This window comes from Sorangium sp. So ce131 (assembly GCF_051519095.1).
In the GTDB taxonomy this organism is placed as follows: Bacteria; Myxococcota_A; Polyangia; order Polyangiales; family Polyangiaceae; genus Sorangium.
Genome location: NZ_CP150455.1, coordinates 12,458,310 through 12,473,227, shown reverse-complemented (window position 1 = coordinate 12,473,227; position 14,918 = coordinate 12,458,310). Strand labels below are relative to the sequence as shown.

Here is a 14,918-nt window from a genome sequence, read left to right as displayed (position 1 = left end):
TCGCGCGGGCGCTGCTAGGGTTCGGCCGTGGCACGCTCGCTGCTCGCCTCGCCGGCCCTGCTCCTCGCGCTCCTCGTCGCTGGCGCCACGCCGCGCACGGGCGCTGCCCAGGAGCCGCCGACCCTGAGCGGGTCGTGGACCGCGAGCGCGCTCACGGAGCAGTGGTCGATCGCCGCGTGGGGGGACGCGTGCGGGCCGCGGCCGCAGCCGCAGGGCGCGCCGGGCGGCGCGGTGCAGATCCGGCAGCAGGGGTCCGAGCTCTCGATCTCGGGCGCCGGGCGCTCGTGGAGCACCACCGAGTGCTGGGAGCAGATGCCCGGGCTCGCGCGGAGCACCCACTCGGCCTCGGGCAACGCGCGGGCCTGGCAGACGCGCTGCACGACCCCGCCCAAGGACCCCCGCCGGGCGACCGTCACCACCTCCACGCAGGCGACCGACGCCCGCATCACCATGACCGAGACGGGGCAGTACCAGTTCATCATCCAGGACACGACGTGCAGCGCCTCCGTGACGAGGACGCGGACCTACACGCTCGTCCAGCGCGAAGGCGAAGCGCCGCCCGCCGCGAGCGCGCCGCCCGCCGCGAGCGCGCCGCCCGCCGCGAGCGCGCCGCGGGCCGCGCCCGCTGCGTCTGAGGCGAGGCCCGCCGCCCCGCGCGCCTGCGACGCTCCCGGCGAGCCGGCGCGGCTCGAGGTCACGCCGTCGCGCAAGCTCATGCGGCCGGGCGAGCGCTTCCAGTTCCGGGCGCTGGTCATGGACGCCGAGGGCTGCGCGCTCCCGACCAGACCGACGTGGTCGATCGCGCCGGGGCCGCTCGTCTCAGCCGCGACGGTCGACGCGACCGGCGCGCTCTCGCTCGGCGCGGACGCGGGCGAGGGGAAGCTCGGCCTGGTCGCGTCCGTCGCCGGCAAGGGGGTGACCGTCGCGATCGAGGTGACCAGCCCCGATCGCTACGACGCGCTCCTCGCGACGAGCGGACTGAACGATGCCGGCGAGAGCGACCAGGCGGCCATCGCGGTGATCGCGGCCGGCACCATCGGCGGGCGCACGACCGCAGGCGAGGACGTGGCGCGCCAGCGCAAGAACCTGTTCGTCGCCATCGTGGGCGGCGTCGCGGCCTGCCTGGGGTTCGTGGGCCTCATCCTGCTGCGCCGCGGCCGCCGCCCCGCGGCCGGTGATCTGGAAGGCCCGACCTCGACCGGCACGGGCGGCGCGGGCGCGGACGACGTCGCCGGGGAGCGCGACGGCGCGGGCGTGGAGGAAGGGCCGGAGTCCTCCGGGGCCGCGACCGAGGCCGCGGCCGCGCGCGGCGCAGCGACGGCGGCCGCGCCGGTCCGGCCAGCATCGCAGGAGCGTGGAAAGATCTGCCCTACCTGCGGTGAGCATTACCCGGGCGCAGCGATGTTCTGCGGGAAAGACGGCACGCAGCTCGTGCCGCTCAACTGAGGCACGTCGTCTCGAGCCGGGCGCATTCGCGCCTCACCGGCCGCATTCGCTGCTCGCCGGCCGCGCGCTGCTCGCCGGCCGCGCGCTGCTCGCCGGCCGCGCGCTGCCCGCCGCGCGCCGCGCTGCGGTGATGACGCCGACGCGCGCTGCGTCATCCCGCGACGCCGCGTCGCGAGAGGGGCGCCGGCGCCGGTCGCGATCACGAAAAAAGGACGTCTCCTTGATCGGTCTCGCGCGGTGCCGCTATCCTCCGTCGGACGACCAGGCCGCGACGAGCATGCGCGTGTGTGGTCATTGGACCCAAGCCCGCAAGCCGGAACGGGAAGGGCGACAGTCGCATGAAGATTACATGTGAGTCGTGCCAGGCGAAGTACACGATTGCCGACGAGAAGGTCGCCGGCAAGACGGTCAAGATCAAATGCAAAAAATGCAACCACGCGATGGTCGTCCATGGCGTGAATGAGGCTGCTCCGGCTCCAACCGCGTCGCAGGACGCCACCTTGGGCCAGCAGGGCGACCTCGCGGAGGACGCCGACGCCGGCGGGGCGTCGCCGGCCGAGTCCGACGAGTGGACCGTCAACGTGGCCGACGGCGACGAGCGGACCATGACGACGGCCCAGCTCGCGGCCGAATACGCGCGGGGCGCCCTCAGCAACGACACGTACGTCTGGAAGGACGGGATGAGCGACTGGCTGCCGATCGCCAGCGTCCCCGAGCTCCAGCAGGTCGCCGCGCAGAGGAACGCGGCCCCTGCAGCGGCGGCAGCGGCTGCGCCGGTCGCGGCAGCGGCGGCTGTGCCTGCGGCGGCGGCTGTGCCTGCGGCGGCGGCTGTGCCTGCGGCAGCGGCGCCGGCCGCGGCAGCGGCGCCGGCCGCGGCAGCGGCGCCGGCCGCGGCAGCGGCGGCTGTGCCTGCGGCAGCGGCCGCGCCGGTCCCGGTGGCTCCGGCTGCGGGCGGGCTCAAGTTCGGCCCGGAAGGGACCGTCGTCATGAAGGACGGGATGAAGGAGCCGCGACGCGGCCCGTTGCCGGCCGCGGGCGTGCCCGCGCCTTCGCCCGCGGCGGCGTCGTCTCCGATCGCCGCCGCCGCGCCTGCCGCCGCGGCAGCGACGGCTGCTGCGGTGGGTGCCGAGCCAGCCCCGGCCCCGGCGCCCGCCCGGGCCGCGCGGCGCGCCGCCGGCCCGGCCGCGGTCGACGTCTTCAGCGCCGCCGAACGCGCGGCCGAGCCGGCCCAGCCCGCCCCGCAGCCGGCCGCGGACCGGCACGTGGGCGAGCGCAACGAGAACTCCGTCCTCTTCTCGCTGTCGGCGCTCACCTCGCCCAAGGACACGGCAAAGTCGGCGAAGCAGGACGACGGCCCCCCCGGCCGCCGCCCCTCGAACCGCCCCCCCGCGAGGAACAACGGGCGCACCGGCGTCGACGATCTGCTGAACCTCGGCGGCGGCGCCATCGCCTCGCCGATGCTCGCGCCGCCGCCCCTGCTCGCGCCGGTGGCGGAGTCGCGGCCGTCGTCCCAGTCCGTGCCGGCGCCCGCCAAGTCGTCCGTGCCGCCGGCCCCGCTCTCGCCCCTCGCGATGCCGGAGGCCCCGCCCGCGAAGAGCAGCCGCACCGGCCTGATCGTCGGCGCGCTCGCCGCGCTCCTGGTGATCGGCGGCGTGGCCTTCTTCTTCATGCAGAAGCCGGCGGAGGAGGTGCCCGCGGCGGCGACGCCGGAGCAAACGAACACCGCCCCCACCGAGGCGCCGAAGCCGGCCGAGCCCGCGACGCCGCCGCCGAGCGAGCCCGCGGCCGCCGCCACGCCGTCCGCAGCGGAGACCGCGCCGCCCGCCGAGACGGCGGCGCCGTCGAGCGAGCCCGCGGCCGCCGCCGCCACGCCGGCGCCGGGCCCGGCGTCCCACGGCGCCGGGGCCAAACCGGCGGACAAGCCTGAGCCTGAGCCGGCGCCGGCGCCGGCGGCCCCCGCCCCCGCGGCGGAGAAGCCCGCGGCGGAGAAGCCCGCGGCCCCGTCCGGCGGCGGCGGCGAGTTCAGCCGCGGCGCGGCGACCTCGGCCCTCGGCGGCGCGGCGTCGTCGGCCAAGAGCTGCAAGAAGGCCGGCGGCCCGACCGGGACCGGCCGGGTCAAGGTCACCTTCGCGCCGAGCGGCAGCGTGACCTCGGCCGAGGTGCAGGGCGCGCCGTTCGCCGGCACGAGCGTCGGCGGCTGCGTCGCCAGGGTGTTCCGCGGGGCGCGGGTGCCTGCCTTCTCCGGCGCCCCGGTCACGGTCACGAAGTCCTTCTCCATCAACTGAACGCCATCCACTGAACCCGCGCCACACGGCCGGAGCCGGCGCGACCGCGCGAGAGGCCCCGGCCGTGCGCCGGAGGGCGTCGTCCGCCCGGGGGCGCGACGGCCAAGCCGCAGCCTGGCGGGCTTGTCCCCGTGCGGTCCGGATCCGTCTCGTCCAGGCAAGGGAAGTCGCCGAGCCCAGGCTCCATGACCGTACGGGTGCGTGCTGATAACGCCTGATCTGTGAGCTGGAGTTTCGCCCGGTACATCGGGAGAGCGACGTCTCCGTAGATCCGCCGGCGAGCATGCGGTCGGATCCAACGCCGACGACCGGTGCTCCCGAGGAGCTCGGGCCTGTCAATGCCATCACCACGAAGGCACTCGCGGAATAGGAATGCAACGATGTTGCCTGGAAGGGGACTCCATCGAGAACTCAAGAACGCGAATTGTTGCTCCGAACGGCTCGGGCACGTGCCACCTCGATGAACTGAACTGCCGGCGGGCTTACCCGCGGCGCTCCTGGAAGCTCTGGTGGGCGATGAGGCTGCCGCCGACAGTGCGCGTACGGTGTGGCCGGGCTCCCGCTCGCGGCTCCTTCCGCGTAGCATCGTTCTCCATGACGCTCGTCCTCCGGAGCAGCGATCCTGACCTTCGCGATCTCGCCCAGGGCCGGCCGGCGCTCGCCGACGCCCGCACCGGCGTGCCCTCCGGGCTGCGCCTCGTGCGGTGGATCGGCGCGGGCGGCATGTCGGCGGTGTTCCTCGCCGAGCGGGATCCGACCGTCGCGTCGAGCCACCTCTCGGACATCGCGCCGATGCTCCTGGCCGTGAAGATCGTCAAACCCGAGACGGCGCACGGGCTCGCTCGGCTCGGAATGAGCAGCGCCGACCTCGCCCTCCGTGAGGTCGAGGCGCTCGTGCGGGTGAGGAACCTGCGCCCTCCGAGCGAGTTCGTGATCGGCCTGTATGGCAGCGGCAGCGCGCTCGTCCAGCCCGAGAACGATTCGGCCCTCGCTCTGCCCTGGATCGCGCTCGAGCACGTCGAGGGATCGAGCGCGGGGACGACCCTCGCCGAGCGGATCGAGTGCGCCGGGGAGGGCGGCGTCGACCCGGTGCGGGCTCACCGGCTGGCGCGCGGGATGATCGAGGGCGTGCGTGTGCTGCACCGGCTCGGCGTCATCCACCGCGATCTGAAGCCCAACAACGTGTTCGTCGCCGGCCCCGTGGACGTCGAGACCCCGAAGATCGCCGACTGCGGCATCGCGCGGGTCGAGGGGTTGCGGCTCGCCACGGTGCAGGCGATGACCCCGGGCTACGGCGCGCCCGAGCAGATGCTCTCGGCGCTGCGGCCGAACGAACGGAACCCGCTGGTCGGTCCGTGGAGCGACGTGCACGCGCTGGCCGCGACCCTCTTCTTCGTCATCGCAGGCGAGGACTGGTGCCGCTCGGAGCCGGCCTGGAACGCCGGCGAGCGTCGCAGCCTGCGCACCTCGCGGCGGCTGCACAAAGGGTTCGTCGCGGCGGACGACCTGCTCGACGCGCTCGACACGGCGCTCCGCGCGGGCGCGTCGCCGAAGCTGCCGCCGGGGACCTGGGATCGAGAGGGAGCGGGCTTCTACGAGAAGCGCGCGCGGCAGCTCTTCGGCGCGTCGATGTTCGGCGACGCGCCGGCGCGGCATGCGACCGTCGAGGAACTCGCCGCAGCGGTCTTGCCGCGGCTCGAGGCCATGGCGGCAGGATGGGTCGAGGCTGAGAGCAAGGCGCAGCGGCCGGTGACGCAGTTCCGGCGAACCCGGATGGTCCCCTCGAACGAAGGGGCGCAGGCCGCCCTCGAGGTGATCCCGCCGCCTCCGATCACGGGCGGGCGCGCGCTGCAGCTCGCGCCGGGCGAGGTCGTCTTTCAGCCGGGGAGCTTCGCCTTCGCGTGCAGCGGCGGCAGGCTGTACTGCTTTTCTCAGCGCGAGCCGCAGCTGTTCGAGGTGGCGGTGCCCGAGGAGGTGCTCCCGCACCTGGCCGCGACGCGGTGGCTCGCGCGCGGGCCGGGCGGCGGCGTGGCGCTGATCGGCTCGGCGCACGTGGTCCTGTTTCGCGGCGCTGATTTTGCGCTCGCGCCCCTGCCGCGCCGCGCGGGAGGAGGCGCGGTCGGGCCCATTGTCGCCGTGCTGGGTGATGGCCGTGCGTTCGGTGTCGTGACGGCGGACAGCGGCGAAGGCGGGCCGGAGCTCTGGCTGTCGCAGGATGGGGAGCGGTGGAGCGAGCCGTCCCTGCTGCTGCTCAACGGCGAGGCGCACGCCGTTTCGTCAGGGCCGCTCGGCTTCTTCGTGGCGGGCGGCTTCCAGGGCAGGGGCGCCCGGGCGATCTGGCTGGGCTACGACGGCAACACGCAAGTGTTCGCGGCGAACGGGAAGCCTCCGCTGGAGGTGGCCGTCGCGGGCGCCGATCGCGGGGCATGGGCCGCGGGGGCGGGGGTGGTGATGCGCTTCGACCAGAGCGGCGCTGCGGTCGAGACGTCGGAGGGGGGCGGCCGGCCGGTGGCCATGGGGCTCGACGAGGAGGGGGTGCCGTGGCTCGTGACCGAGCGCGAGGTGCTGCGGCGGCACGGCGCGGGGGTGCCCATCTGGAAGCGCTACCACGCGCAGGCCGAGGGCGAGCCCGCGCTGGTGGCGATCGGGTTTCATCCTACCGGGGTGCGGGTCGTCGACGCGGTCGGCGGCGGGGTGGTGCTGCGGCCGGCGGATTTCGCGGCGACGTGGCCGCTCCAGGGGTGAAGGGGGTTTCGATCACCGCCGTGAGCCGCGCATGCGGGCTCAGTCCGCGCGCTCGCGCCGGCCTTCCAGCTCCGCTTCGAGCTCGTCGCGCAGTTTCGCCTTGAGCTCCAGGCCGACCCCGGTCAGGTCGGGGAAGAGCACGCTCGCGGTCATCCCCTGGCTCGCGAGCTGCCTGCGGATGCCGTCCGCCGCGGCGCGGGGGATGATCACCTTGGTGAGGAGCTCTCTTCCGGACGAGGCCTCGGCGGCGAGGATCGGCGCCAGGTGATCGAGCGCGAAGTCGTGGTCGTTTCGTGAGAGATAGACCGAGAAGATGCCATGCTGCCGCTCGATGCGCGCCACGTCGAGCGGAGCCCGGAACACGACGAGCGCGGACTCGGCTGCGGCTGGGGTGGCCGCGGCGTCGTCGCGGGGCAAGAGGTTCGACACCGGCGTGAAGAACGGCGGCGGCCTGCCGCCGAGGAAAGAGCGGAGGTTCTCGATGCGGAAGGCGCCTTCCGGGAGACGCCGGCCGAGCGTCGCGAGAAATGGGTAATCCGAGAGGTTGAGTCGAAAGATGGCCGCGTCGTCGGGCGAGCGCTCCGAGAGCGCGAAGAACGCGGCGACGAGCGGGTTATAGGTCCAGTCGAGCAGGCGGGTCGGGACGCCGTGGTGCTGAGCGAGGCACAGGGCGCGCCATTCGTCGGCGAGGATATCCGGCTCGCCGCGCGCCGCCAGGCGAAAGCGGCGCGCGATGTCGCGTTCGAGCTGGCCGAGCCACTCACCGTCGGCGGGGGCGAGCGGAGGCGAGGTGCGCTCCACGTCGCGGTAGAGCGTCGGCACGAGGCTCCACGCGGCGCTCGCGTGGCCTCGGTAGCAGAACCGCGCGCCGGGCGCGGACTCGAGGAGCGCCATAAGCTCCGAGAGGCGGGTGATCTGGACCGTCTGCACCGACGAGATGGTACGGCAGGTGCGGCGCTCGTACCAGGGGCGGGTGAGAACGGCTCTAGCTAAGCCGGAGCGGTTCGGGAGGCAGCCCGGCGCGACCCAGGGGGGACCATTCCCAGGCACGGCGAGGAAAGCGCCTGTTGAGCGCAATTTCAGATCACATCGGCAGAGTCCCCGTAATTCATCGGCGGAGCCCCGTCGTCCGCGCGCAGCGCCCGTGGGAAGCCATCGATGTCGCGCATTTCTCCAGTTGGCCCGGCGTAACCCGCCCCGAGACGATTCGCTCCAGGTCGACGAGCAGCACAGGCGCGCGTGTGAAGTGCGATTGAGAAATGAGAATGCTTCCGTTGTCGTAATTGCTTGGCATCGGCCGATCTCATCACACGAATCGCATCTTGAATTGACTGTCTTTCCCATGGCCAACCTGTCTGTGGCCTGCTAGCGAATCGGCCTCGCAGGCGAAGCGCCGCCGAGCCCGTGCTCGGTCAGGCCTGGCCGCAGCTTGTCCCTCCGCGCCGCGGAGGATCTACGCCGTCACGACGGCCGGCCGCACCGGCCGACCAGGAGGAGCGTCCATGGGCGTGCACGTGATTCTCGACATCGATCCGCGAGGCATCGACGAGGCCGAGTGGGCAGCCGTCTGCGAGGAGACGCTCGCGCTCCTTTCGGCATGGCAGCCGCGCCTCCTGGGCCGGGGCTGGCGCACGATCGACGGCGTGCGCGTGCCGATGTACACGCGCTCACTTCGTGGTGATGTCGACGATCCCAAGCTGGCGCACTGGTCCGTGGCTGGCGACCGCGACAGCCTGCAAATGGCGGAGTGCCAGTCGTTCTTCCACGACCTCGGCCGGTACGCGGCGCGCCGGGATCCATGCCCGGACGATGACATCGTCGTCACCGCCGCCATGCCGGACCGAGCTGACACCAGCGGCCCCGTGCGCGTCTTCGGCGGCAAGACGCAGGGCTGCCCGTACCATTTCGCCTTGCTCGCGGCGGCGATGCTCGTGGAAGAGCGTTTTCCGCGGCACGCGATGGTATGGGGCGACATCGATCGCGGGCAGGCGGAGGAGGCCAGGCGGCTTTCGGCGCCGATCCTCGGCCGTGAGCTGTCGCTGCCCGTGCGCGTCGACGCCTCGCGGTTAATCGAGCGCTTGCGCGCTCGCTACGAAGCCGACGCGTTGACCGGCGCGTTCCTGCGTGTGTTCCTCGGTGAGGTGGACGAGAAGCTCGACGCCATGCTGGGCGCGTTTCCGGGCGAGGACGGCGCGCGCGAATGGCGGCGTGAGCTCGCCGAGTCGAAGTCGCCGACCTCGCCCGAAGCCACCCGCCTGGTGATCGCCTGTTACCGAGCAGGCTAGTTGATGGCCGGAAGATCCGGCTCCGTGATGGCCATCGTCGACCCGGATCTCCGCTCACCGCGGCTGCAGCGGGGCGAGGGGTCGGGTGACTTCGGTGCTCGCGGAGCGTCGAGGCCCTCAGTCGAGGTGGGTGGGGAGGCGGTCGTCGCCGTCGAGGACGGCGCGGTGGCGAGCGAGGGAGTCGCATAGCCCGTCGATGTGGTGGAGCACGACGTCGACAGCGTAGAGGCGAGGGCACAGCGGATCGGGGTCGTCCGGGTAGCTCACGGTGAGCGCGTCGCGGGCGAGCGCGAGGGCAACGACGAGGGCGGCGACTGCGCTGCCCTCGACGTCGGTCCGCCGTGTGTCCCCCTCGGCCAAGGGGACGGGGTTCATCCGGCCTCCTCGGCGTCCAGTTGCAGGATGCGGCTGAGGACATCGCGCTCGACGAGCTTGCGCTTCTTGCGCGCAGCAGCGCGGAGCGCGGCCGTGGCGAGCCGGTCGGTGTCGCGCAGGCTACCGGCGGCGGCCTCGTGCAGCATCGCGATCGCGTCCGAGGTGAAGAGCTCTTTCGTGCAGCCGACCCGGCCGAGACGTACACGCAGGTAGTCGGCCGTGTCGTCCGGCGTGAGCGGGTCGATGGTCAATCGGTAGTGGAGGCGCGAATACAGGGACCGATTGCGCCGCACGCGCAGTCGCTCGCCGAGCTCGGGCAGTCCAAGCAAGACGAGCGAAAGCAGTGAGCGGCTATCCCACGCATAATTCAAGAGTATGTGGAGATGGTCGAGCGTGTCCTGATGAAGCAGGTGGGCCTCATCAAGGACGAAGACCGGGAATACGCGCTCCTTCGCGAGTTCCTCGACGTGCGTGCTGACCGCGTAGAAGACGTCTCCCGCGGTGCTGCAGCGAGCCAGACCGAGCGCCAGACAGAGCTGTCGATAGAAGTCCCGGCGTCCAAGCGTCACGTTGGCGCAGTAGGTCAAGCGAAACGTCTGCGGCGAAAGGGCATGACGGAGCGCGCGGAGCAGACACGTCTTGCCGACGCCTGGGTCACCGGCGAGGAGCACGCTCTTTCGAGCGTGCACCGCCTCGATGAGCATCTCGAGGATCATCTGCTTGGACGGGGGGAGCCAGAGCTCGCCGTCCTCGACCTCCTTGGAAAATGGCTCTGCGCTGAAGCTGAAGTAGCTGCAGAAGTCCATGCTCACCCCTCCTCATCATCGTGGGGCGTTCGGCCGAGCGCCTTGTCGAGGAGCGTTTTCGGCGGGTCAAACGGGACGCGTGCCTCGTGAGCGACGTCGAGGTTGCAAGCCGGCCGCGGGCGACGGGCGTTCTTCACCGGATCCACTCGGTGCAGGGCGAAGCGTTTGCCCTCGTGCTCGATCCAGGGCGGCTCGTTCGGCGTGACGAGGCACCGCGATACCGTGACGAGGTGGCCGGCGAGGAAGCCGAGGTCGGTCTCCCAGTCCTCTCCGTCCATCGAGAGCGTGCTGTCACGCCGGACGCGCCGACGGGCTTGGGTCGTGAGCGCGTCGCGGAGCTTTCGCTCGTCGAGATCGTCGGTGACGCGGGAATACTCCTCGTACACCTGCGCAGGGGATTTGCCGAAGAGCGCCGCGTGCGGGGTGCGGTGGTAGTGCTCGTCGACCCAGGCGTAGAGTCGGACGTTGAGGTCGTGCAGCGAGCCGAGCGCGCCGGTGAAGTCCACGCACCTCTCTCGCAACGTCCTCCAGAAGCGCTCCATCTTGCCGCGCGCGGGGGCGTCGTAGGGACGGGCGTGGATCAGGGTGGTGCCGAGTCGCTCGCACGCAAGGTGCAAGGTGTGCCCGCGGTAGGTCGAGCCGTTGTCCAGGTAGAGGGCGTCGGGAGCGCCGTGCTTGCGCAGCGCCCGGATGAAGAGCGCCAGCATGTCGACCTCCCGCTCGGCGCTCATCGCCTCGATCGCGAGGATGTACCGCGAGGCATCGTCGAGCAGCGCGTGGATCCGCACCGGCGCCGGGCTGCCGTTGACGAGTATCGGTGACGCGTGACACACGTCGCCGTGCCACAGTGCGCCCGGGTGCTCGGCCTGCCAACGCAGCCGCACCTTCCCGCCCGTGCGATCGCGCAGCGCGACGCGGTCGAGGTGGTGTTCGGCGTACAGGCGTGATCGACGTCAACTACTCTTGCCGGTCAGCGACAACTATTTTTGCCGGCCGCAGCCAGGTCCTTCCTCTCGTCGCCGTCCCACTTCGCCCCCCTCGCTCTCGTTCGTGTAGTTGTCGTCACCTCCGCCGTAGTTGTCGTCGCGTTCCCCGCCCTGCTCCCGCCGCTTCCTCGCGCACTTCCTCCTCGTGTAGTTGTCGTTCCGTCGGCCTCACATTCCCTCGCGCCCACGCCATCGAGGCCTCGGCCGCGCGCCCGCAGTGGCGACGCGGTGCCCCGACGCGCCCCCGCGCCCCCACCGCCGTCCCAGCGCGCCACGGCCATTCCGTTCATCCGCCCTCCTTTGCCACTCGCATCGCTCGTCCTCCCGCGCCCACGCCATCGAAACCTCGGCCGTGCGCCCCCCGTGGCGGCACGGTGCCCGACGCGCCCCGCGCCCCCACCCCGTCGCAGCGCATCGCCGCGGTCTCTCTCATCCCTCGTCCTCGCTGTTCCTCTTGCCTGCGTTGCGCTTCTTCGCCTCCTCTGCCCGCACGCTCTTTCGCTCGATCTCGATGATCGTCGCGTGGTGCACGATCCTGTCGACCGCCGCCGCGGTCGCCATCGGCGTCTTGAAGATCCGGTCCCACTCGCTGAAGACCAGGTTGCTCGTGATGATCAAGCTTCGGCGCTCGTACCTCTCGGCCATCAGCGTGAAGAGCACCTCCGCCTCCTCCGCCGTCTGCTGCACGTACCCCAGGTCGTCGAGCAAGATCGCGTCGAAGACGTCCAGCGCCCGCAGCGCGCGCGGCAAGCTCAAGTCGCGCCGGGCTGCCAGAAGGTGCTGCACCAGCTGGTAGGTCGGCGTAAACAGCACGCTCCTGCCCGTATCGATGAGCGCGTGGCCGAGCGCGCAGGCCAGATGGCTCTTGCCCACGCCGGGCATCCCGAAGAGCAGCACGTTGCCGGCGTGGTCCACGAAGTCGCCTCGCGACAGCTCCTGCACCCGCAGCAGCGCCGACTGCGGCACGCGCGTCTTGTCGAGCGTGTCGAAGGTCTTGCCCGGCGGCAGCTTCGAGGCGCGTCGCAGCCTGTCGGTGCGCCGCTCCTTGCGCCCTGCGGCCTCGAGCTCCAGCACCTCGGCGACCACCCCGAGCGCCTCACCGTGGCCGCCGGCCACAAGCCGCCGCACCAGCTCGCCGGCCGCCGTCGGCAGCTTCCACTCCGACAGCAGCGCCGTGATCCGAGCCCCCATCTCGGGCGTGTACGTCAGGGCGCTCATGACGCGCCTCCGGCCGCGAGCAGCGCGTCGTACTGACCGAGGTCGGGCGCGCCGATGCGCAGCGCGGGCACCGCCGGTGTCTCCGGCTGCGCCAGCGCCTTGACCGCAGCGTAGTCAAACGCTTCGCCCCGCTCAAGCAGCGCCGAGAGCGCCTGTTCCACCGCCCGCTCCCCCGTGCTCGCAGCCAGGTGCAGCACGCGCACATACTCCACGTCGGCGCGGTCGCCACGCCGCTCGCGAAGCGCGTCGTAGGCCCGCCGGAACACGAGCGACGGGAACAGGTCCTCGCGGTAGCGATACGCCGCGAAGGCGCCGGGCTTGCGCACCAGCGACCAGATCACGTGCCGGTAGTCGATGCGATGGCCGTACTCGCCGCGCAGCCGCGGCATCGTCTCGACCAGCTTGCCGGCGTACCGGACCTCGACGACATCGGCGAACAGCCGCGCCTCGACCTCGTGCCCGATGAGCCGCGAGGGCACCGAGTAGATCCGACCCGCGACCGGGATGGTGCTCCACTTGCGCACTGCGACGACTACCCGCGTGTACTCGGGCACGCGGCTGGAGGGCAGTGGCCTGAGCGCCGCACGCTCCTCGGCCAGCCGCGCCTCACGGCCTCGGTGAAACTTCTCCTCGACGACGCGCCCGACAAATGCCATGTACGCCTCGACGGTCAGGAAGTCGCGGCTGCCACGTAACAAGAGCGCCTGCTCCAGCGCGCTCTTGAGCAGGTGGTGCGCCTTCTCCACGACTCCATTCTCATGCGACTCGCCGGGCTGGATGCGCGAGGCCTGAAGGCCGTAGTGCTCGACCACCTCGGCGAACCGCCGTGTCAACGTGCGACCACCCGTCTTCACCAGCTCGTGCGTCGCCGCCGAGAGGTTGTCCAGACGAACCCTCTCGGGCACTCCGCCGAGCGCCCACAGCCCGCCCTGCAGGCCCTTCACGAGCGCCTCGAACGTCTCGCCGAACGCGAGCTCGACGAAGCGCCAGCCGCTGTAGGCGAGCACGAGCTGGAAGAACAGGTGCACGAACAGCTCGCCGGCGATGGTGACGCCGAGCTCGGTGGCGTGGGTGAAGTCCATCGATGCCATGCGCCCCGGCGTGTGCTCCTGCGGGAAGTAGACTTCCTTCTCCGGCCCGTGCTGCGCACGCCACTCCCGTACGCGCCGCTGGAGCGTGCGTAGCTGCCCTGGCTCGAACACGCCCGGCTTTCTGCGCGCAAGCTCCTCGAAAATCGTCTTCGCCTCCAGCTCCCCCTCCTTGTCCGCGACCAACAGCGGCTCGATCTCCGTCGCCCACACCTCGACGAACGGGTCCGGTCGCGTGCGCCATGTCCGCGGTTGCTTCGTCTCCGAGGGCAGCGGCCCGCGCTGCCACGTCCGCGCCGTCCTCTCGCTCATCCCGGCCGCCGCAGCGGCCGCCTCCAACGTCTTGCCTTCCATCCGCTTCTTTCTCAGCACGCGGACCTGCCTGTCGCTGACCATCCGGGCTCCTCGAGCCCCGGCACCCGGCCGGAGCCCTCAGCTCCGCACCGTCGCACAGGCCGTCCGCACGGCCGCCACACCGGCAAATCTAGTTGTCGCCAGGCGGCAGAAGTAATTGTCGCTGATCAAGGCGTCGCACCGTGGTGGCGGAGATGGCGTCCTTGTCGATCCGGCCCGCCGCGATCAGGGTGTCGAGGATGAGCGAGACCGAGGCGCTCGGGTGCTCTTCTCGAATGTCGAGCAGCATCTGCCGTTGCTCGGGGGTGAGCTCGCGCGCCCGTCACTTGTCCTTGCGGGGCTGGGGGCGCAAGCCTTCGAGACCTTCGGCCTTGTACGCGTAGTACCAGCGCTCGAGCGTGGGCACCGAGTAGGTGCGCGGAGAGTGGGCGCGCGGGGGGCGAAACCGCTGTTTGCTCAGGTCGGCGAGCGCTTCGGCGAGCTCTCCGCGGTCGAGCTCGCGGTGCATGAGCGAGCCGATGATCTCACTGCGGTAGAGCGCCACCGCTTCCGCGTGGTCCTTCGGCGTGAGGGGGTCTTGCACGTCGTGTCCTTTCCGCGCCGGTGACACCGCACCGGCCGCACAGCCATCCAAGCGCAAGGCGTCCCGCCGACCGAGGATCCAACCGGGTGGGGCCCGACATGAGTCCGGCAAGCACGCCGCTCGCCATCACGCAGCCCGCGCGGCGCCGGCCATGACGGCGGCCTCGGGGAACTCGGCCGCACAAGGCGCCATCGCGACGAGCGTCATCGCGGCCCGCTCGGCCCGCTGCCGCAGTGACGCAGCGAGGGGACTGGGGCGGACCGACGGAAAGAGGCGCCCCTGGTCGATGGCGAGCAACCAGCGCCGCACGGTCGCCCAGCTGTCGGCATCGAAGCTGGCAGACCAGGGGCTGACTCGTCGCCGCACCTCGCTGAGCGCTGCACCGGCGGCGCCGACGAGCAGCAGGGCCAGACCGATCGCCGTCGCGGCGAAGTGCCGTCGTGGTGCGACGCCCCGCGGTACGACCGTGATCGTGGCGCCGCAGCGGCGGCATCGATAGCGGCGCGTCTCGATCGTGACGAGCCCGCCGCGCTCGCCGGCAGCCAGCGGCCCGCGCACCTGCCGCGACCGCGTTCCGTGACCCCACAGCCCCAACCCGGCCCCCAGCGGGCAAGCCGCGGCGCCGCAACGCGGGCAGCGGGCTGGCCGCGCGCGCTCTACGGTGGGCGGTGAAGCGAGCCAGCCTTTGACATCGAGGTCCAAATGGACGATCTGTTGAGGGCTCCGCTCTTTCAAGCGATTCGGAGC

General features: G+C 71.9%; 13 protein-coding genes. 4 read left to right on the top strand and 9 right to left on the bottom strand.

The features are described from left to right. Window positions 1-27: 27 nt before the first annotated feature. From WMF43_RS45435 to WMF43_RS45425, 3 genes are all read left to right on the top strand, one after another. A complete protein-coding gene (locus tag WMF43_RS45435; RefSeq protein WP_437674782.1) occupies window positions 28-1,446 on the top strand; it encodes a hypothetical protein in 1,419 nt (472 codons plus the stop codon). Window positions 1,447-1,784: 338 nt separating this feature from the next. Beyond that, entirely contained in the window at window positions 1,785-3,731 is a 1,947-nt protein-coding gene (locus WMF43_RS45430; protein WP_437674780.1) for a zinc-ribbon domain-containing protein, read from the top strand. A 594-nt stretch (window positions 3,732-4,325) separates the two neighbouring features. After that, window positions 4,326-6,476 carry a serine/threonine-protein kinase gene (locus tag WMF43_RS45425; RefSeq protein ID WP_437674778.1) on the top strand — a complete coding sequence of 717 codons (2,151 nt, stop codon included), beginning with the start codon at window positions 4,326-4,328 and terminating at the stop codon, window positions 6,474-6,476. A gap of 39 nt (window positions 6,477-6,515) precedes the next feature. On the opposite strand, the gene WMF43_RS45420 is transcribed toward WMF43_RS45425, so the two are convergent. Continuing rightward, on the bottom strand, window positions 6,516-7,553 hold the full coding sequence (locus tag WMF43_RS45420) for an FRG domain-containing protein (protein WP_437674776.1): 1,038 nt from the start codon (window positions 7,551-7,553) through the stop codon (window positions 6,516-6,518). Window positions 7,554-7,978: 425 nt separating this feature from the next. Between WMF43_RS45420 and WMF43_RS45415 the strand changes: the two genes are divergently transcribed. After that, window positions 7,979-8,761: a hypothetical protein gene (locus WMF43_RS45415; RefSeq protein WP_437674774.1), complete on the top strand. Its 783-nt coding sequence runs from the start codon at window positions 7,979-7,981 to the stop codon at window positions 8,759-8,761. Window positions 8,762-8,878: 117 nt separating this feature from the next. Here the strand turns inward: WMF43_RS45415 and WMF43_RS45410 are convergent, their stop codons facing one another. The 8 genes from WMF43_RS45410 to WMF43_RS45375 all read right to left on the bottom strand — a co-directional run bounded on the left by WMF43_RS45410 (window position 8,879) and on the right by WMF43_RS45375 (window position 14,729). Beyond that, window positions 8,879-9,136, bottom strand: a complete 258-nt coding sequence (locus tag WMF43_RS45410) for a hypothetical protein (RefSeq protein ID WP_437674772.1) — start codon at window positions 9,134-9,136, stop codon at window positions 8,879-8,881. Continuing rightward, complete coding sequence (locus WMF43_RS45405) at window positions 9,133-9,942, bottom strand: ExeA family protein (RefSeq protein ID WP_437674770.1); 810 nt, start codon at window positions 9,940-9,942, stop codon at window positions 9,133-9,135. The genes WMF43_RS45410 and WMF43_RS45405 overlap by 4 nt, the downstream gene beginning before the upstream one ends. A 2-nt stretch (window positions 9,943-9,944) precedes the next feature. Further along, window positions 9,945-10,826 carry a DDE-type integrase/transposase/recombinase gene (locus tag WMF43_RS45400; protein ID WP_437674768.1) on the bottom strand — a complete coding sequence of 294 codons (882 nt, stop codon included), beginning with the start codon at window positions 10,824-10,826 and terminating at the stop codon, window positions 9,945-9,947. 531 nt (window positions 10,827-11,357) lie between these two features. Further along, entirely contained in the window at window positions 11,358-12,146 is a 789-nt protein-coding gene (istB, locus tag WMF43_RS45395) for an IS21-like element helper ATPase IstB (RefSeq protein WP_437671251.1), read from the bottom strand. Beyond that, window positions 12,143-13,630, bottom strand: coding sequence for an IS21 family transposase (istA, locus tag WMF43_RS45390; RefSeq protein WP_437668776.1), 1,488 nt, complete (start codon window positions 13,628-13,630; stop codon window positions 12,143-12,145). The genes istB and istA overlap by 4 nt, the downstream gene beginning before the upstream one ends. Window positions 13,631-13,718: 88 nt before the next feature. Continuing rightward, on the bottom strand, window positions 13,719-13,877 hold the full coding sequence (locus WMF43_RS45385) for a hypothetical protein (RefSeq protein ID WP_437674766.1): 159 nt from the start codon (window positions 13,875-13,877) through the stop codon (window positions 13,719-13,721). Window positions 13,878-13,910: 33 nt separating this feature from the next. Beyond that, entirely contained in the window at window positions 13,911-14,171 is a 261-nt protein-coding gene (locus WMF43_RS45380; protein ID WP_437674765.1) for a hypothetical protein, read from the bottom strand. A gap of 126 nt (window positions 14,172-14,297) precedes the next feature. Continuing rightward, a complete protein-coding gene (locus tag WMF43_RS45375) occupies window positions 14,298-14,729 on the bottom strand; it encodes a hypothetical protein (protein ID WP_437674763.1) in 432 nt (143 codons plus the stop codon). Window positions 14,730-14,918: the final 189 nt, after the last annotated feature.

What these genes read in the sequence shown, in the direction of transcription:
- WMF43_RS45430 (WP_437674780.1), top strand. Translation starts at nt 1,785, where the DNA reads ATGAAGATTACATGTGAGTCGTGCCAGGCGAAGTACACGATTGCCGAC.
- WMF43_RS45425 (WP_437674778.1), top strand. Translation starts at nt 4,326, where the DNA reads ATGACGCTCGTCCTCCGGAGCAGCGATCCTGACCTTCGCGATCTCGCC.
- WMF43_RS45415 (WP_437674774.1), top strand. Translation starts at nt 7,979, where the DNA reads ATGGGCGTGCACGTGATTCTCGACATCGATCCGCGAGGCATCGACGAG.
- WMF43_RS45410 (WP_437674772.1), bottom strand. Translation starts at nt 9,136, where the DNA reads ATGAACCCCGTCCCCTTGGCCGAGGGGGACACACGGCGGACCGACGTC.
- WMF43_RS45405 (WP_437674770.1), bottom strand. Translation starts at nt 9,942, where the DNA reads ATGGACTTCTGCAGCTACTTCAGCTTCAGCGCAGAGCCATTTTCCAAG.
- istB (WP_437671251.1), bottom strand. Translation starts at nt 12,146, where the DNA reads ATGAGCGCCCTGACGTACACGCCCGAGATGGGGGCTCGGATCACGGCG.
- istA (WP_437668776.1), bottom strand. Translation starts at nt 13,630, where the DNA reads ATGGTCAGCGACAGGCAGGTCCGCGTGCTGAGAAAGAAGCGGATGGAA.
- WMF43_RS45385 (WP_437674766.1), bottom strand. Translation starts at nt 13,877, where the DNA reads ATGCTGCTCGACATTCGAGAAGAGCACCCGAGCGCCTCGGTCTCGCTC.